The sequence below is a fragment of the Dinoroseobacter sp. S375 genome (assembly GCF_049800775.1).
Taxonomy (GTDB): Bacteria; Pseudomonadota; Alphaproteobacteria; order Rhodobacterales; family Rhodobacteraceae; genus Dinoroseobacter.
Map to the genome: position 1 here is coordinate 74,381 of NZ_JBNAFR010000013.1, position 16,228 is coordinate 90,608.

19 protein-coding genes are annotated in these 16,228 nt (G+C 64.7%); 17 read left to right on the plus strand and 2 right to left on the minus strand.

Annotated features, from left to right (window positions below; genetic code table 11):
- Positions 1-166 precede the first annotated feature (166 nt).
- The 14 genes from trmB to trpB all read left to right on the plus strand — a co-directional run bounded on the left by trmB (position 167) and on the right by trpB (position 11,838).
- On the plus strand, positions 167-886 hold the full coding sequence (gene trmB, locus ACP150_RS20320; protein ID WP_424968531.1) for a tRNA (guanine(46)-N(7))-methyltransferase TrmB: 720 nt from the start codon (positions 167-169) through the stop codon (positions 884-886).
- Positions 887-1,000: 114 nt separating this feature from the next.
- Entirely contained in the window at positions 1,001-2,071 is a 1,071-nt protein-coding gene (locus ACP150_RS20325; RefSeq protein ID WP_424968532.1) for an amidohydrolase family protein, read from the plus strand.
- 72 nt (positions 2,072-2,143) lie between these two features.
- The gene (gene aroA / locus ACP150_RS20330) at positions 2,144-3,496 is read left to right on the plus strand and encodes a 3-phosphoshikimate 1-carboxyvinyltransferase (protein WP_424968533.1); all 1,353 of its coding nucleotides are present in this window, start codon (positions 2,144-2,146) and stop codon (positions 3,494-3,496) included.
- Positions 3,493-3,900 (plus strand): GFA family protein, encoded by a 408-nt coding sequence (locus tag ACP150_RS20335; protein WP_424968534.1) that lies wholly within the window; start codon positions 3,493-3,495, stop codon positions 3,898-3,900. Before aroA ends, ACP150_RS20335 begins: the two co-directional genes overlap by 4 nt.
- Positions 3,897-4,535: a (d)CMP kinase gene (locus ACP150_RS20340; RefSeq protein ID WP_424968535.1), complete on the plus strand. Its 639-nt coding sequence runs from the start codon at positions 3,897-3,899 to the stop codon at positions 4,533-4,535. The genes ACP150_RS20335 and ACP150_RS20340 overlap by 4 nt, the downstream gene beginning before the upstream one ends.
- A gap of 85 nt (positions 4,536-4,620) precedes the next feature.
- Entirely contained in the window at positions 4,621-4,971 is a 351-nt protein-coding gene (locus ACP150_RS20345; RefSeq protein ID WP_424968536.1) for an H-NS family nucleoid-associated regulatory protein, read from the plus strand.
- 131 nt (positions 4,972-5,102) lie between these two features.
- Positions 5,103-6,869: a 30S ribosomal protein S1 gene (gene rpsA, locus ACP150_RS20350; RefSeq protein WP_424968550.1), complete on the plus strand. Its 1,767-nt coding sequence runs from the start codon at positions 5,103-5,105 to the stop codon at positions 6,867-6,869.
- A gap of 148 nt (positions 6,870-7,017) precedes the next feature.
- Positions 7,018-7,680: a VPLPA-CTERM sorting domain-containing protein gene (locus ACP150_RS20355; protein WP_424968537.1), complete on the plus strand. Its 663-nt coding sequence runs from the start codon at positions 7,018-7,020 to the stop codon at positions 7,678-7,680.
- Positions 7,681-7,854: 174 nt separating this feature from the next.
- Positions 7,855-8,517 (plus strand): hypothetical protein, encoded by a 663-nt coding sequence (locus ACP150_RS20360; RefSeq protein ID WP_424968538.1) that lies wholly within the window; start codon positions 7,855-7,857, stop codon positions 8,515-8,517.
- A gap of 239 nt (positions 8,518-8,756) precedes the next feature.
- Positions 8,757-9,044: an integration host factor subunit beta gene (gene ihfB, locus ACP150_RS20365; protein ID WP_424968539.1), complete on the plus strand. Its 288-nt coding sequence runs from the start codon at positions 8,757-8,759 to the stop codon at positions 9,042-9,044.
- Between the two features lie 4 nt (positions 9,045-9,048).
- Positions 9,049-9,414 (plus strand): lipopolysaccharide assembly protein LapA domain-containing protein, encoded by a 366-nt coding sequence (locus ACP150_RS20370; protein ID WP_424968540.1) that lies wholly within the window; start codon positions 9,049-9,051, stop codon positions 9,412-9,414.
- Between the two features lie 13 nt (positions 9,415-9,427).
- Positions 9,428-10,141, plus strand: coding sequence for a phosphoribosylanthranilate isomerase (locus tag ACP150_RS20375; RefSeq protein WP_424968541.1), 714 nt, complete (start codon positions 9,428-9,430; stop codon positions 10,139-10,141).
- Positions 10,138-10,593: a GNAT family N-acetyltransferase gene (locus ACP150_RS20380; protein ID WP_424968542.1), complete on the plus strand. Its 456-nt coding sequence runs from the start codon at positions 10,138-10,140 to the stop codon at positions 10,591-10,593. Before ACP150_RS20375 ends, ACP150_RS20380 begins: the two co-directional genes overlap by 4 nt.
- Positions 10,594-10,605: 12 nt before the next feature.
- On the plus strand, positions 10,606-11,838 hold the full coding sequence (trpB, locus tag ACP150_RS20385) for a tryptophan synthase subunit beta (RefSeq protein WP_424968543.1): 1,233 nt from the start codon (positions 10,606-10,608) through the stop codon (positions 11,836-11,838).
- Between the two features lie 35 nt (positions 11,839-11,873).
- On the opposite strand, the gene ACP150_RS20390 is transcribed toward trpB, so the two are convergent.
- Together ACP150_RS20390 and pth are read right to left on the minus strand one after the other, a co-directional pair.
- Positions 11,874-12,275 carry a DUF2237 family protein gene (locus tag ACP150_RS20390; protein WP_424968544.1) on the minus strand — a complete coding sequence of 134 codons (402 nt, stop codon included), beginning with the start codon at positions 12,273-12,275 and terminating at the stop codon, positions 11,874-11,876.
- Between the two features lie 64 nt (positions 12,276-12,339).
- Positions 12,340-13,086, minus strand: coding sequence for an aminoacyl-tRNA hydrolase (gene pth / locus ACP150_RS20395; protein WP_424968545.1), 747 nt, complete (start codon positions 13,084-13,086; stop codon positions 12,340-12,342).
- Between the two features lie 132 nt (positions 13,087-13,218).
- Here pth and ACP150_RS20400 point away from each other — a divergent pair, with 132 nt between their 5' ends.
- The 3 genes from ACP150_RS20400 to ACP150_RS20410 all read left to right on the plus strand — a co-directional run bounded on the left by ACP150_RS20400 (position 13,219) and on the right by ACP150_RS20410 (position 15,859).
- The gene (locus ACP150_RS20400; protein ID WP_424968546.1) at positions 13,219-14,391 is read left to right on the plus strand and encodes an alpha-hydroxy acid oxidase; all 1,173 of its coding nucleotides are present in this window, start codon (positions 13,219-13,221) and stop codon (positions 14,389-14,391) included.
- Positions 14,392-14,442: 51 nt separating this feature from the next.
- Positions 14,443-15,066: a sulfotransferase family 2 domain-containing protein gene (locus ACP150_RS20405; protein WP_424968547.1), complete on the plus strand. Its 624-nt coding sequence runs from the start codon at positions 14,443-14,445 to the stop codon at positions 15,064-15,066.
- Between the two features lie 157 nt (positions 15,067-15,223).
- Positions 15,224-15,859 (plus strand): 50S ribosomal protein L25/general stress protein Ctc, encoded by a 636-nt coding sequence (locus tag ACP150_RS20410; RefSeq protein WP_424968548.1) that lies wholly within the window; start codon positions 15,224-15,226, stop codon positions 15,857-15,859.
- Positions 15,860-16,228: the final 369 nt, after the last annotated feature.

Below are 16,228 nucleotides of genomic sequence, written 5' to 3' on the forward strand. Positions count from 1 at the left end.
TCTGCGCTCGGCCGCGGGGTGAGGGGCTTTGGGGGGCCCCGACCCTTTCCAGGGTCGGGCCATGGCCGCCCCGGCCTCCGGGGCGGCCCCCCGGCGCCCGACGCTGGGCGCGTTGCGGCACTCTCCGCCCTTGACCCGCGGCCCGGGCTTTGCGAGGTCCCGCGCCATGAGTGATACGCCTCCGATCTCCCCCAAGGGCGCCCCGTGGCGCAATTTCTATGGCCGCCGCAAGGGCAAGGGCTTGCGCGCGTCGCAGGAAACCTATCTCGCCGAGGACCTCGCGGCCCTTTCTCCGGGGCCGGTGGACTGGGAGGAGAACCCGGATCGGACCCCGCTCGATCTCGCCGCGCTGTTCGGCGGGCGCGAGGTCTGGCTGGAGATCGGGTTCGGCGGCGGGGAGCATATGGTCCATCAGGCGGCCCGGACCCCGGAGGTCGGGATCATCGGCGCAGAGCCCTACATCAACGGCGTCGCCATGCTGCTGGGCAAGATCCGCAGCGCGAAGCTCGACAATGTCGCCGTCCATCCCGGCGATGCGCGCGACCTTTTCGATGTCCTGCCTGCGGGCAGCATCTCGCGGGCCTTCCTGCTCTATCCCGATCCCTGGCCCAAGGCGCGGCACCATCGCCGCCGCTTTGTCACGCCCGAGCATCTGGAACCTCTGGCCCATGTGCTCGCCCCGGGCGCGATTTTCCGGATTGCCACCGACATCCCCGATTACGTCCGGCAAGCGCTGGAAGAAGTGCCGCGCGCGGGCTTTGACTGGCTGGCCGAAGGGCCCGAGGACTGGCGGACCCAGTGGTCGGACTGGATCTCCACCCGCTATGAGCAGAAGGCCCTGCGCGAGGGGCGGACCCCGCATTACCTGACCTTCCGCAAGCGTTAGACGCGTCCGGCCTGCGTTGCGCGCCGCCGCACGGGCCGTGCGCCGGGCTTGCGAATTCTCAACCGGTTTCGCGTCCTCTCCGGCGATCCTTTGCCCGAGCGGAGCCGCATCGCCATGTCCCATTTGCGCATCACCAATTGCCATATCCACACCTTCACCGCCGACCACGTGCCGCGCTGGTATCCCCATCCGCTGCTGACGCCGTTCAAGGCCGTGCCGACGCTCGCCAAGGGGCTCGCGGTGCTGCTCGATCTGGTCGGGCAGGAGCGGCGCGCAGACACTGTCCACCGCCTCTATAAGTTTCAGGAGACCGGCAGAGGGGTCGGACAGGAGGAGGTCTTTGCCTCGATCCTGCCCTTCTATCCCGGCGACACGCGCTTCGTGGTGCTGCCCATGGACATGTCGCAGATGGGGTATGGCCCCGTGCGCGAGGACATCGCCGCGCAGCATGACGGGCTGGCCCGGCTGGCGGCGCATCCGCTCTACGGCCCGCAGGTCATTCCCTTTGCCACGCTGGTGCCGGGCAAGCTGGGCGCGGTGGCAGAGTTCAAGCGCGCGATCGAGGATCTGGGGTTTCGCGGGCTGAAGCTTTATCCGCGCCTCGGCTACGCGCCGGATCACCCGCAGCTGATGGAGGAGGTCTATCCTTACCTGGCGGAGCGGAACCTGCCGGTCCTGTCCCATTGCGCGCGGGGCGGGGTGGCCGGGCGCAACCTGTCCGCAGCGGAGGCCGATTGGTTCACGGATCCGCGCGCCTTCATCCCGGTGCTCGAGGCCTTCCCGGAGTTGCGGGTGAATCTGGCCCATTTCGGAGGGCTCGCGGATTGGCAGGCCTATGTGGAGGAGGGGATCGACCCCCATGACCCGCAGGCGCGGACCGAGAACTGGCTGGCCGCGATCCTCGATCTGCTGCGGTCGGGCAAGTATCCGGGGCTCTATACGGATATCTCCTATACCGTGTTCAACTTCACGGCGTTCCTGCCGTTTCTGCGGGTCTTTCTTGAGGACAGCCGCATCGCTGGGAAGGTGCTCTTCGGGTCGGATTACTACATGACCAAGCAGGAACAGCTCTCGGAACGGGCGGTTTGTTTCGGGCTCAGGGATGCGCTGGGCGAGGGGCTGTTCCGCCAGATCGCCGAGACGAACCCCGCGCGCTGGCTGGGGGAGCGCGCGCCCGGGGATTAAAATCATCATGGACGCCTGTGCGGCCTTGGTCTACTCAGCACCACGCTTTGACGACCCCGCGCAGGAGAGACCATGTCCGCCCACGGTGACCCCATTCCGATGACCGCCCATCCTTCGGGCCCGCTCTCCGGGACCGCCGAGGTGCCCGGTGACAAGTCCATCTCGCACCGCTCGCTGATCCTCGGGGCGATGGCCGTGGGCGAAACACGGATAACCGGTCTGCTCGAGGGGCAGGACGTGCTCGACACCGCCAAGGCCATGCGGGCCTTCGGTGCGGAGGTCACGCAGCACGGGCCCGGGGCCTGGTCGGTGCATGGCGTCGGGACCGGCGGGTTCGCCGAGCCCGAGGACGTGATCGATTGCGGCAATTCCGGCACCGGCGTGCGGCTGATCATGGGGGCGATGGCCACCACGCCGATCACCGCGACCTTCACCGGCGATGCCTCGCTCAGGGGGCGCCCCATGGGGCGGATCACCGATCCGCTGGCCCTGTTCGGCACGCAAGCCGTGGGCCGCGCGCAGGGACGTCTGCCCATGACGCTGATCGGGGCCGCAGACCCAGTGCCTGTGCAGTACACCGTGCCGGTGCCGTCGGCGCAGGTGAAATCCGCCGTTCTGCTGGCCGGGCTGAACGCCCCTGGGCAGACCGTGGTGATCGAGGCCGAGGCGACCCGGGATCATTCCGAACGGATGCTGCGCGGCTTTGGCGCCGAGCTGAGCGTCGAGGCCACGCCCGAGGGCAATGTCATCACCCTGACTGGCCAGCCGGAGTTGAAGCCCCAGACCATCGTGGTGCCGCGGGATCCGTCCTCGGCAGCCTTTCCCGTGGCCGTGGGCCTGATCGTGCCGGGGTCGGACGTTCTGGTGCCGGGGATCGGGCTCAACCCGACCCGCGCGGGGCTCTACACCACCTTGCAGGAGATGGGCGCGGATCTGGTTTTCGAGAACATTCGCGAAGAGGGCGGCGAGCCGGTCGCAGACCTCAGGGCGCGCTTTAGCGACGGCATGCAAGGCATTGAAGTGCCACCGGAACGGGCGCCCTCGATGATCGACGAGTACCCGATCCTGAGCGTCATCGCGGCCTATGCCCATGGCAAGACCGTGATGCGCGGTGTCAAGGAGCTACGCGTCAAGGAAAGCGATCGGATCGACGCCATGGCCCGGGGGCTCGAGGCTTGCGGTGTGACCATCGAGGAAGAGGAAGATGTCCTCATCGTGCACGGGATGGGCCCGGGCGGGGTGCCCGGCGGCGCGACCTGTGCGAGCCATCTCGATCACCGTATCGCCATGAGTTTCCTGTGCTGCGGTCTGGCGGCCAAATCCCCGATCTCGGTGGATGATGGCGGCCCGATTGCCACCAGCTTTCCGATCTTCGAGCCCCTGATGACCGCGTTGGGAGCCACGCTGGAGCGGACCGGGTCATGACCGTGACGGGCGGCTGCCTCTGCGGGGAGATCCGCTATGAGGTCACCGGGCCGTTGCGCCCGGTCGTGGCGTGCCATTGCCATCAGTGCCGCCGGACCTCGGGCCATTACGTGGCCGCCACCTCTGCATTGAAACGGAATGTGACGATCACCGGCGCGCCGCGCTGGTTCGCCTCGTCGGACACGGCGCGGCGCGGGTTCTGCGGGACTTGCGGGTCGAACCTGTTCTGGGACGGGCCCTCCAACGAGATGGCCATTTTCGCCGGGACGCTGGACGGTGATCCGGGCCTGCGGCTCGAGACGCATGTCTTCTGCGCGGACAAGGGCGCGTATTACGAGATCACCGATGATCTGCCGCAATCCGAGGGGGATCATCCCCTGCCGTGGGTGGGGGACCGTCTATGAATTTTGCCATCGCGATTGACGGGCCTGCCGCGGCGGGCAAGGGGACGATCGGCCGTGCCATGGCGGCGCGGTTCGGCTTTCCGCATATGGATACGGGGCTGCTCTACCGGGCGGTGGGCAAGAAGGTTCTGACCGGTGCGGATGCCACTGCGGCGGCGCGCGCGCTCACCCCAGCGGATCTGGAGGCGGGCGATCTGCGCACGGCCGAGGTCGGGCAGGCGGCCTCCAAGGTCGCGGCGCTGCCTGCGGTGCGGACCGCGCTGCTGGACTTCCAGAGGGCCTTTGCCCAGAGGGCCGGGGGCGCGATCCTCGACGGGCGCGATATCGGCACGGTGATCTGTCCGGACGCGGCTGTGAAGCTCTTTGTGACCGCCAGCGACGAGGTGCGTGCACAGCGGCGCCATGCAGAGCTGTCGGCCAAGGGATCTGACCTGAGTTTGGCCCAAGTGCTTGAGGATTTGCGCGCCCGGGATGCCCGCGATACCCAGCGCAGCGATGCTCCATTACGGGCGGCGGAAGACGCGCTTTTACTGGATACATCGCAATTGAGTATTGAGGATGCCGTGGCGCAGGCCGTGGCCTTGGCAGAAACGCGCATGAATGCTTTGCAATTCATCCCAAGCGCTTTGAATTAATCATATATGCGAATGTCAATTGGGCCAAATCCTGCCTAGCTGGAAATGGTGACTTGCAGCCGCATTGGAATGCCTTTACCCTGTCTTGATCGAAATCAACACCAGAATGGGAATGAAGATGGGGTTCGACCTTTCGAAAATGACTTTGGATGAACTGAACGCGCTCGAAAAAGATGTTCAGAAAGCCAAAGTCGCCGTTGAAAAAAAGCGTGTGGTGCAAGCCCGCAAAGCGCTGGAAGAAACGGCCAAGCAGCATGGCGTGTCGCTGGAAGAGATTTTTGGCGCCAAGTCGGAGATCAAAGGAGCCTCCAAGAGTGCTCCGAAATATGCCAATCCGGACAATCCGGAGCAGACATGGACCGGTCGTGGGCGTCAGCCCACGTGGTACCGCGAAGCCGTTGGGGCGGGAACAGACCCAAGCGCGCTGGAAATCTGACCGGCATTGCCTGGGCGGGGTTGCGTCTTGGCGCGCCCCCGCCTATAGACGCGCCTGTCGAGCAGGCGGCGTAAGATCGCAGGACGAAAACCGCAGGGTCGGGCGCAAGCCGCGGCCCTTGTTGTTTTCGGATTGTACCGTCGGCCACAAACCCAAAGACCAATGGATACAACCATTCGGCCCGTAAAAAACACGATGTAAAGGAAACACGAGACCACATGGCTCAAAGCGCATCTATGGAGGAATTCGAAGCCCTCCTGCAAGAAAGCTTCGAAATTGACACGCCCTCCGAGGGTTCCGTTGTCAAAGGCAAGGTTATCGCAATTGAAGCGGGCCAGGCCATTATCGATGTCGGCTACAAAATGGAAGGCCGCGTCGAACTCAAAGAATTCGCAAATCCCGGCGAAGCTCCCGAAATTGCTGTTGGTGACGAAGTCGAGGTTTTCCTCGATCGCGTTGAAAATGCCCGCGGCGAAGCGGTTATCTCGCGCGACAAGGCGCGTCGCGAGGAAGCCTGGGACCGTCTGGAAAAAGCATATGGCGACGATGCCCGCGTCGAGGGCGCGATCTTCGGCCGCGTCAAGGGCGGCTTCACGGTCGATCTCGGCGGTGCCGTGGCCTTCCTGCCCGGCTCCCAGGTTGACGTGCGCCCCGTGCGCGACGCCGGCCCGCTCATGGGCCTCAAGCAGCCGTTCCAGATCCTCAAGATGGACCGTCGCCGGGGCAACATCGTTGTGTCGCGTCGTGCGATCCTCGAAGAGTCCCGCGCCGAGCAGCGCGCCGAGGTCATCGGCAAGCTGAACGAAGGCGACGCGGTGGACGGCGTGGTCAAGAACATCACCGAGTACGGCGCATTCGTCGACCTGGGCGGTGTGGACGGCCTGCTGCACGTGACCGACATGGCCTGGCGCCGTGTGAACCACCCCTCCGAGATCCTGTCGATCGGCGAGACGGTCAAGGTTCAGGTCATCAAGATCAACAAGGAAACCCACCGTATCAGCCTCGGCATGAAGCAGCTGCAGGACGATCCGTGGAACCTTGTCGAAGGCAAGTACCCGCTCGACAGCACCCATACGGGCCGCGTCACGAACATCACCGATTACGGTGCCTTCGTGGAGCTGGAGCCGGGTGTCGAGGGCCTCGTGCACGTCTCCGAGATGTCCTGGACCAAGAAGAACGTCCATCCGGGCAAGATCGTGTCCACCTCGCAAGAGGTTGAGGTCATGGTGCTCGAGATCGACACGGTCAAGCGTCGCGTCTCGCTCGGTCTCAAGCAGACCATGCGCAACCCGTGGGAGGTCTTTGCCGAGACCCATCCCGAGGGCACCGAGGTCGAGGGCGAGGTCAAGAACATCACCGAATTCGGTCTGTTCATCGGTCTCGACAACGACATCGACGGCATGGTCCACCTCTCCGATCTCAGCTGGGATCAGCGCGGCGAGGAAGCCATCCAGAACTACCGCAAGGGCGACATGGTTCAGGCCGTTGTCTCCGAGGTGGATGTGGACAAAGAGCGGATTTCGCTCTCGGTCAAGGCTCTGGGCGGTGACAAGTTCGCCGAAGCAGTGGGCGGCGTGAAGCGCGGCTCGATCATCACCGTTGGCGTCACCGCCATCGAGGATGGCGGCATCGAGGTGGAATACGAAGGCATGAAATCCTTCATCCGCCGCTCCGATCTCAGCCGTGACCGTGCCGAGCAGCGCCCCGAGCGCTTCGGCGTGGGCGACAAGGTCGATGTGCGCGTGACCAACGTGGACAGCAAGACCCGTCGTCTCGGCCTGTCCATCAAGGCGCGCGAGATCGCCGAAGAGAAAGAAGCCGTTGAGCAGTATGGCTCCTCGGATTCCGGTGCGTCCCTTGGTGATATTCTGGGTGCCGCGCTCAAGGGCGACGACTAACCCGATCCGACCGATTGAATTGAAGGCCCCGCTGGCGACAGCGGGGCCTTTTTTTGTCCAGTGTTTCGCAACCCGGGGCGGGTACAGATTTTTCTTTGGACCGGGCGCGCGCTGATCTAGGCTGGTCCGACTGTTCAAGGAGTAACCAATGAAGCCCTTTACCACTGCCCTCGCGTCCTTTTCCTGCATGATTGCGCTGGGCTCCGCCGCACAGGCGACAACCATCGATGAGACCACGGATTTCACGACCAATGGCGATTGGAGCCTGAGCGTCCCGGTCACGGCACCGGCGCTGAGCTTTGCGGATATCGGCGCCCATAGCGTCACCGGCAGCCTGAGCGCGCCTTGCGATCCTTTTGGTGGCCCCGATTGTTCCGGCGGTGACTTCGCCGATATCTTCACAATCCTGGTGGCGCCCGATCAGGTCGTGGAATCCATCGTCTTCACTGTGAGCAACGGCATGTCGTCCTTTGGCGGCACCCCTAACACGGGTTTGCCGAATTTCGAGACGATCGTGGATGCTGCCGGCGTTGCCTTTGCCTTGCAGGGCATCACGGGCAATGGAACAGCGGATTACTCCAACAGCTTCGACAAGGTTCCTCTGAACGGCAACTACTCCTTCGGGATCCAGCAGGGCAGCTTGCCCTTCCCGACGGACCAGTTCTCGGCGGATTGGCGGCTCGACATCGTTCTCGGTCCGGCGGATATGGCCGCGGTGCCGCTCCCGGCCTCCAGCCTGCTGCTCTTGGGGGGGCTTGGCGCGCTCGGATTTGCCCGTCGCGCGCAGCGCAAGACACGGCGCGCCGCCTGAATACACCATTGGCGTGACGGGCCTGTGCGCCCGTCCGTCCTGCGCGGGGCCGCAATCTCTTGCAGCCTCGCGGATCGTTTCCGCACCTTTTCCGCACGGGTCCGACCGCTTGTCCGAAGGCCAAAGCCGTGGCATTTTACCTGCCATTATTTGTGACTTTGGAGGTATTTTTCCATGCGGACCGCTTTTATGTCCTTGGCCCTTGCTGTCCTTGCGGGCGTTGCTCAGGCCAGCACCGTCACCCTTTCAGAAGAGACCTTTGCGCCGGGAGAAGTGACGCCCGTACGGTTGTCCGGGCCGGTGAATGGCCAGATCGCGTCTCAGGCGGCGGGTGACGGAAACCCGGCGCCGTCGCTGACCGTGAGCACCACGACAAACATCGAGACATTGAATGCCTTCATGGTGGATGGTCTGACCTATGACCTGTCCATGGGCGGGCTGCAGTCGCTGTCCTATTCGGTCGATTACGATCCCTTTCAAGCCTTCGGTCAGGGTCAGGCCTATGGCATCGTCGTCGAGCAGAACGGCAGCTATTTTGCCTCAGCCGCTGGGGTGACCTTTGCGACGCCGGGATGGCAGACCGGCGGCCAGCAGGGGCTGGTGGCCGTGAATTTCTCGCGCCTGCTGGGCGATGGGACGCTCGATTTCTCGCAAGGCGCGGCGCAGCTCAGCTTCGGGCTATACTCGGGCAATAGCGGCGGCAACGGGGTTTCTGTCCGGTATGACAATCTCGAGGTGGTTCTCGCCAAGGACATGGCGGCGATCCCGCTGCCCGCGAGCTTGCCGCTTCTGTTGCTCGGGCTGGGCGGTCTGGCGCTGCGGGCGCGTCGGGGCTGAGCCACAACCGGGCCGCGACTCGCGCCTCCGAATCGGACAATCAAACGCGCCGCAGCTTGGCACCTGCGGCGTGCTCTCGTTGCGGCAGCCGGAGGCATGTCGGCCTAATGCGCGGTTTTCGCGCAGGATTCTCTGAGCGTAAGCCCGCTTTAGCGTTTTCCAGATGCGCGCTTTGGAGCTATAGTCGGCCTCGTGGACCGGGGTGGATGCCGGTGCTGCACGGCAAGGGAGGGTGGCCAATGATCCGTTCGGAACTCATTCAGATTGTCGCTGACGAGAACCCGCATCTGTACCAGCGGGACGTCGAGCGCATCGTGAACACCGTGTTCGACGAGATCATCGAGGCCATGTCGAACGGCGATCGGGTCGAGCTTCGCGGCTTCGGGGCCTTTTCGGTCAAGCATCGCGACGCGCGCACTGGGCGCAACCCCCGCACCGGCGAGGCCGTGTCGGTCGAAGCCAAGTCGGTGCCGTTTTTCAAGACGGGTAAGCTGCTTCGCGACCGGTTGAACGGAAAGGAAGACTGACCTTATGCGTCTGATCAAGTACCTGTTTCTTGCAGTTCTGGCGATCTGCCTGCTGACGATTGCTTTCGCCAATAACGGGCCGGTGACCCTGACCCTGCTGCCTCCGGAAATGGGCGCCTTTGCGGGCTTCAACATCTCCCTCGACATGCCGCTCTATTTCGTGGTCTTCGCCGGTATCGCCGCGGGTCTGCTGATCGGGTTCTTCTGGGAATGGCTGCGCGAGACTAAGCATCGCAACGAGGCCTCTCGCCAGCGCACCGAGGCGCGCCGTCTCAAGCGCGAGGTCGAGCTGATGAAGAACCAGAAGGCCATGGCCGATGGCAAGGACGAGATCCTTGCCCTGCTCGAAGACAGCTCGAGCGTGCGCTGATCGCGCGACCCCCATGCCAGTTCTGATCGATCCCTCTCCGCGCTCCGGCGCGGGGTCCAGCGCCCATGCGGGGCAGGTGCAGGTGAAAATCTGCGGCCTGCGGAGCGCTGCGGATCTGGCCGCCGTGGCCGAGGCCGGGGCGCGTTATGCGGGGTTCGTGTTTTTCGAGAAATCTCCGCGTCACCTAACCTTGGACGCGGCACGCGCCCTCGCCGCAGAGGCGCCCCTGGGCCTCGCCAAAGTGGCCTTGGTGGTCAATGCCGATGATGCGGCGCTCGATGCGCTGACCGAAACGGTACCTCTCGACATCCTGCAACTTCACGGCCGCGAGACGCCCGCGCGCGTGGCCGAGATCCGGGCCCACTATGGCCTGCCGGTGATGAAGGCCGTGGGGATCGCCGATGCTGAGGATCTGCCTGCGCTGGCCGATTACGAGGCTGTGGCGGACCAGATCCTCGTGGATGCCAAGCCGCCCCGCAACGCCGATCTGCCCGGCGGGAATGGGGTGAGTTTCGACTGGCGGCTGATCGCCGGGCGCAGCTGGCGCAAGCCCTGGATGCTGGCGGGCGGTCTGACCCCTGACAACGTGGCCGAAGCGATCCGCTTGACCGGTGCGCCCCAGGTCGATGTCAGCTCCGGCGTCGAGAGCGCCCCGGGCCTCAAGGACCCTGATCGGATCGCGGGGTTTGTGACCGCGGCCCAGGCGGGTCCCGTTCCCGAGCTATGAGCGCCGGTCTGAGCTTTCGCCCGGCGACGCAGGCGGATATCGCCGACATTCTGGCGCTGCTGCGCGATGATTTTCGCGGCCAGGGGCGCGAGGGCGGCGACATGGCCGCCTATGACGCGGCCTTTGCCCGGATGCAGTCCGGGCCGGATGCCCATCTGATCGTGGGGGAGCGGGACGGGCGCGTCATGGCCACCTACCACATGCATGTGATGCACGGTCTGTCCCGTGCGGGTACCACCCGGGCGCAGATCGAAGCTGTTCGTGTGTCGGCCGATCTGCGCGGGCAGGGGGCGGGCAAGGCCCTGATGGCGGATGCCGAGGCCCGGGCCCGGGCCGCGGGCGCAACCCTGATGCAGCTCACCTCGGACAAGGCCCGGGACGGGGCGCATCAGTTTTACGTGTCGCTTGGCTTTACCCCCTCGCATATAGGCTTTAAGCGAGAGCTGTCCTAAGGGGAGTGACCAATGCCTGACGACCTGATCAATTCCTTCATGACCGGCCCCGATGAGAATGGCCGGTTCGGCGATTTCGGCGGGCGTTTCGTGTCCGAGACCCTGATGCCGCTCATCCTCGAGCTGGAGCGTCAATACGAGTACGCCAAGACCGATCAGAGCTTCTGGGACGAGATGCATGATCTCTGGACCCATTATGTGGGTCGCCCCAGCCCGCTCTATTACGCCGAGCGTCTGACCGAGCGTCTGGGCGGGGCGAAGATCTACCTCAAGCGGGACGAGCTCAATCACACGGGCGCGCACAAGATCAACAACGTGCTCGGCCAGATCATCCTCGCCCGCCGCATGGGCAAGAGCCGGATCATCGCCGAGACCGGCGCGGGCCAGCACGGGGTGGCGACCGCCACGGTCTGTGCCAAGTTCGGGCTGAAATGCGTGGTCTATATGGGTGCCCATGACGTGGAGCGTCAGGCCCCCAACGTGTTCCGCATGAAGCTGCTGGGCGCCGAAGTGGTGCCGGTGACCTCCGGGCGCGGCACCCTGAAGGACGCGATGAATGACGCGCTGCGCGACTGGGTGACCAATGTGCGCGATACCTTCTATTGCATCGGCACGGTGGCCGGGCCGCACCCGTATCCGGCCATGGTCCGCGATTTTCAGGCGATCATCGGCAAGGAAGCCCGCGAGCAGATGCTCGCCGCCGAGGGGCGTCTGCCCGACACGCTGATCGCGGCGATCGGGGGCGGGTCCAATGCCATGGGGCTGTTCTATCCGTTCCTCGACGACAAGGACGTGGGGATCATCGGGGTCGAGGCTGGCGGCAAGGGCGTCAACGAGAAGATGGAGCATTGCGCCTCCCTGACCGGCGGGCGTCCCGGGGTGCTGCATGGTAACCGGACATATCTTTTGCAGGATGGCGATGGCCAGATCCTCGAAGGGTTCTCGATCTCGGCCGGTCTCGACTATCCCGGCATCGGGCCCGAGCACGCTTGGCTGCATGATATCGGTCGGGCGAAATATGTCTCGATCACCGATGCCGAGGCGCTGCAGGCCTTCCAGCTGAGCTGCGAGACCGAGGGCATCATCCCCGCGCTGGAGCCGTCCCACGCGCTGGCCCATGTGGCCAAGATCGCGCCGGAGCTGCCCAAGGATCACCTGATCTGCATGAACATGTGCGGACGGGGCGACAAGGACATCTTCACCGTGGCCAAGGCTCTTGGCGTGGATATGTCCGGCGCTCTCTGAGCCAAACGCATCGCGATTTCAAAGCCCGGCGTCGGTCACTCCGCGTCCGGCTTTTGCGTGGAATCCACCGCGTGTTCGGCCAGCACATCCAGCGTCACCGCCTCCAGCGCGCGCGCATGGGTGGATTCCAGCCGGACCTTGGGGGCGCAGCCCTCCTCATGGGCCTGCTGGAACCGTCCGGCGCAGAGACACCATTGGTCCCCGGGTTTGAGACCCGGGAACATGAATTCCGGCCGCGGGGTCGACAGGTCATTGCCGACATATTTCGAAAAGGCCAGGAACTCCGCCGTCATCACGGCGCAGACCGTGTGATTGCCATGATCCATTCCGGATGTGTCGCAACAGCCATTGCGGAAAAACCCGGTCAGAGGCTCCTCGGAGCAGGACTGCAAGGGTCCGCCCAGGACATTCACCGATTCGGCACGCTCATAATTCATCACTCGCCCTCCGTCGCCGCAGTGTAACGCCCGCCCGAGGGTCGGCAAGTCTGCCTGGCCCGGCCTAGCGGAACTTGTCCGCGAGCTTTTGCAGGGCCGTCCGCGTATCGGGCGCAGGGTCGGGCTCTGGCGCGGGGGCAGGGGGCTTGGCGGCTGCAGCGGGCCTGGCGGCGGTGGGTTTGGCGGCCGTGGGCTTGGCCGTCCCGCCGCCGGGCTTGCCCTGTCCGATCCCCGACGAGCGCGGCGGGGCCGTGCGCAGGGCCACCGCATTCATGAACTTGCCCGCATCCCCCGCAGCCAGCTCCGCAGCGCCATCCCCGATCCCGCGCAGCAGGTCATCGAGCCATTCGGCCTCGGCCTTGGCGAAATCACTCAGCACATAGCCCGAGACCCGGTCCTTATGTCCCGGATGTCCGATCCCAAGGCGCACGCGCTGATAGTCCGCGCCGATATGGCTGTGGATCGAGCGCAGCCCGTTATGGCCCGCATGTCCGCCGCCGGTCTTCACCCGGCACTTGCCCGGCGCGAGGTCGAGTTCGTCGTGAAAGACGGTGACATCGTCGGTCTCCAGCTTGAAGAACCGCATCGCCTCGCCCACGGATTGGCCGGAGCGGTTCATGAAGGTTTCGGGCTTGAGCAGCACCACCTTGGTGGAGCCGAATTTGCCCTCGCTGAGCTGTCCCTGAAACTTCGACCGCCAGGGCGCAAAGCCATGATCCGCCGCGATCTGGTCCAGTGCCATGAAGCCGATATTGTGGCGGTTGCCGCTATATTTCGCGCCGGGATTGCCCAGCCCCACGAACAGTTTCATCGCGCTCTCCGTCTCTCTTGCGGGCCTGTCTAGCGCCTGTATCGGACAAAGGGGAGTCCATCCAAAGAGTCGCATTGCATTGAACAGGTCAGATTGGTAACAAAGATTTACCAATACAGAGGGAAGAGATGAATGGCGGTGATCACCGAGATCGAGGATCTGCGAAAGATCTACAAGCGGCGCGTGCCCAAGATGTTCTACGATTACGCCGAAAGCGGCAGCTGGACCGAGCAAACCTTCCGCGAGAACAGCTCTGACTTCGATCTGATCAAGCTGCGCCAGCGCATCGCCATGGATATGGACAACCGGTCTACAAAAACGACCATGGTCGGGCAGGAGGTCGCCATGCCCGTGGCCCTTGCGCCTGTAGGGCTGACGGGGATGCAGCACGCCGATGGCGAGATCAAGGCCGCCAAGGCCGCCGAGAAATTCGGGGTGCCCTATACGCTTTCGACCATGTCGATCTGCTCGATCGAGGATGTGGCCGCGCATACCTCTGTGCCCTTCTGGTTTCAGGTCTACACCCTCAAGGATGATGACTTCATGAAGCGGCTCTTTGATCGCGCCAAGGAGGCCAAGTGCTCCGCCCTCGTGATCACTGTCGATCTGCAGCTTCTGGGGCAGCGCCACCGGGACCTGAAGAACGGGCTCTCGGCCCCGCCCAAGCTGACCCCGGCCTCGGTTGCCAATATGATGACCAAGATCCCCTGGGGGCTCGAGATGCTGGGCACCAAGCGGCGCTTCTTCGGCAATATCGTCGGCCATGCCAAGGGCGTGACGGATCCGAGCTCGCTGAGCTCCTGGACCGCCGAGGCCTTTGACCAATCCCTCGACTGGGAGCGGATCAAGCAGTTCCGCAGCTGGTGGGACGGCCCCGTGATCCTCAAGGGTATTCTGGACCCCGAAGACGCCAAGATGGCGCTGAATGTGGGGGCGGATGCGATTGTCTGCTCGAACCATGGCGGGCGGCAGCTCGACGGCGCACTCAGTTCGATCCGGATGCTGCCGCAGATCATGGATGCGGTGGGCGACAAGATCGAGGTTCATCTCGACAGCGGGATCCGTTCCGGCCAGGACGTGCTGAAGGCCGTGGCGCTTGGGGCCAAGGGCACCATGATCGGGCGCGCCTATACCTATGGCCTCGGTGCCATGGGCGAGGCGGGCGTGACCAAGGCGCTGGAGGTGATCCACAAGGAGCTGGATCTGTCCATGGGCCTCTGCGGGCGCCAGAGTGTCGAGGATCTCGATCCGTCCAACCTGCTGATCCCCGAGGATTTTGCCACCCGCTGGCAGGCCAGCGCGTGAATTGACATTCCGCCCCGCTCCCCCGCACTCTGCGCGGGAACGGAGGCGGCGATGCTGGTCTTTCACAACCACGGACTCGTGGTCTTTTCCATTCCGAAAACCGGCAGCACGGCGCTCGAGGCCGCGCTGCTGCCCCATGCCTCGCTCGCCGTGCAGGCCCCGCCGGAACATCGCCATATGAACCGCCAGGTCTTCGCCGCCCAGTGGGAGGAGATGCTGACGCGCCGCTATGACCGCCGCTTTGACGGGGTGGCGCTGGTGCGCGAGCCTGTGGCGCGCCTGCGCAGCTGGTATCGCTATCGCGGGACGGCGGCTTTTGCGGGCACACCGCTCTCGACCCAAGGGATCAGTTTCGAGGCCTTCATCGCGGCGAGCCTGACAGAAAACCCGCCGCCCTATGCGAGGATCGGCGCACAGGACCGCTTTGTCGCCAGGCCCGGGGGCGGGATCGGCATCACCCATCTGTTCGATTACGCGCAGATGGATCTGGCCCGGGACTGGCTGAGCGCGGCCCTCGGGCGCGATCTGGAACTGCCGCGCCGGAACGTCTCTCCAAAGCGGGCCGCGCCCCTCTCGGCGGAGTTGCGGGCGCGACTCGAAACCGCCCGCGCGGCGGAGTTCGCGCTCCATGCGCAGGTCTCCGGGGCGGGTCATCTGGTCACGCCTCAGGGCTGAACCCGTGCCAACCCGTCAGATGGGCCAAAAAACCGCGCTTTGCCCTGATTTATCTGCCTCTGCCCCCTTCCACCCATGGCGCGATTGTCCTATGAGCGCGGTCTGTTGGGCATACACCCTTGGAGGATGCCCGTTTTTGCAATGTTAGGAGAATGCAATGGCTGGAGAGATTCCGGATCTTGTCGCCGAGCCGCGTTCGGGGACCGGCAAGGGGGCCGCCCGTCAAGCGCGTCGCGACGGGTATGTCCCGGGCGTGGTCTATGGAGGCGGGGCTGAGCCTGTCGCCATCCAGATCAAGTTCAACGAGCTTCTGCGCCGCCTGAAGGCGGGCCGCTTCATGTCCACCCTGTTCAACCTGCAGGTTGAAGGCCAAGAAGACGTGCGCGTGATCTGCCGCGGTGTGCAGCGTGACGTGGTGAAAGACCTTCCCACCCATCTCGACCTGATGCGTCTGCGTCGGACCTCGAAGGTGAACCTGTTCATCCCCGTGGATTTCGTGAACGAGGGCGCTGCCCCCGGCATCAAGCGCGGCGGTGTTCTGACTGTTGTGCGCCCGGAAGTGGAACTGGTTGTGACCGCGGGCGATATCCCCGAGAGCATCACCGTCGACCTCACCGGGCTCGACATCGGTGACACCGTCACGATCAGCTCTGTCAGCCTGCCCGACGGGGCCAAGCCGACCATCGACCGGGATTTCGTGATTGCGAACATCCAGGCACCGTCCGGCCTGCGCTCCTCTGATGGCGCGGAAGACGATGAAGGCGAAGAGGGCGAGGCGGAAGCCGAAGCCTGATCCATCATCTTGCCGCCGCGCAAGCGATAAGCCGCGCTCCGAGGGATCGGAGCGCGGCTTTTTCGTGTGGGTGCGAGGGCGAAACGACCGGCCCCCTGGACTTCGGGGGACCGGTCTTTCGCGACGCACGTGGGGATTTTGTCCGTTTCAGGGGGAGGCTGTCGGGGACGGGGTGCGGTGTCGCGTGGGGCGGCCGGTCGGGAGCGTCCCGGGCGCCGGGATGGGTCTGGGGGGGGGGACACGCCCGCCCGGCGGGAGGAGGCCGGGCGGGGGTTGGGGGATGTTAAGGATTACTCGTTAGACGAACCCTTGGCGCCTTTGATCGCGGCCAGCTCGGCGAAGCTGTAGTCGTTTGCGTCCAGCCCGAGG

Excerpts from the sequence above, each read along its gene's own strand:
- ACP150_RS20325 (WP_424968532.1), top strand. The coding sequence starts at position 1,001 with ATGTCCCATTTGCGCATCACCAATTGCCATATCCACACCTTCACCGCC.
- ACP150_RS20405 (WP_424968547.1), top strand. The coding sequence starts at position 14,443 with ATGCTGGTCTTTCACAACCACGGACTCGTGGTCTTTTCCATTCCGAAA.
- aroA (WP_424968533.1), top strand. The coding sequence starts at position 2,144 with ATGTCCGCCCACGGTGACCCCATTCCGATGACCGCCCATCCTTCGGGC.
- ACP150_RS20380 (WP_424968542.1), top strand. The coding sequence starts at position 10,138 with ATGAGCGCCGGTCTGAGCTTTCGCCCGGCGACGCAGGCGGATATCGCC.
- pth (WP_424968545.1), bottom strand. The coding sequence starts at position 13,086 with ATGAAACTGTTCGTGGGGCTGGGCAATCCCGGCGCGAAATATAGCGGC.
- ACP150_RS20355 (WP_424968537.1), top strand. The coding sequence starts at position 7,018 with ATGAAGCCCTTTACCACTGCCCTCGCGTCCTTTTCCTGCATGATTGCG.
- ACP150_RS20375 (WP_424968541.1), top strand. The coding sequence starts at position 9,428 with ATGCCAGTTCTGATCGATCCCTCTCCGCGCTCCGGCGCGGGGTCCAGC.
- ihfB (WP_424968539.1), top strand. The coding sequence starts at position 8,757 with ATGATCCGTTCGGAACTCATTCAGATTGTCGCTGACGAGAACCCGCAT.
- trmB (WP_424968531.1), top strand. The coding sequence starts at position 167 with ATGAGTGATACGCCTCCGATCTCCCCCAAGGGCGCCCCGTGGCGCAAT.
- ACP150_RS20390 (WP_424968544.1), bottom strand. The coding sequence starts at position 12,275 with ATGAATTATGAGCGTGCCGAATCGGTGAATGTCCTGGGCGGACCCTTG.
- ACP150_RS20410 (WP_424968548.1), top strand. The coding sequence starts at position 15,224 with ATGGCTGGAGAGATTCCGGATCTTGTCGCCGAGCCGCGTTCGGGGACC.
- ACP150_RS20370 (WP_424968540.1), top strand. The coding sequence starts at position 9,049 with ATGCGTCTGATCAAGTACCTGTTTCTTGCAGTTCTGGCGATCTGCCTG.
- ACP150_RS20335 (WP_424968534.1), top strand. The coding sequence starts at position 3,493 with ATGACCGTGACGGGCGGCTGCCTCTGCGGGGAGATCCGCTATGAGGTC.
- ACP150_RS20340 (WP_424968535.1), top strand. The coding sequence starts at position 3,897 with ATGAATTTTGCCATCGCGATTGACGGGCCTGCCGCGGCGGGCAAGGGG.
- ACP150_RS20400 (WP_424968546.1), top strand. The coding sequence starts at position 13,219 with ATGGCGGTGATCACCGAGATCGAGGATCTGCGAAAGATCTACAAGCGG.
- trpB (WP_424968543.1), top strand. The coding sequence starts at position 10,606 with ATGCCTGACGACCTGATCAATTCCTTCATGACCGGCCCCGATGAGAAT.
- ACP150_RS20360 (WP_424968538.1), top strand. The coding sequence starts at position 7,855 with ATGCGGACCGCTTTTATGTCCTTGGCCCTTGCTGTCCTTGCGGGCGTT.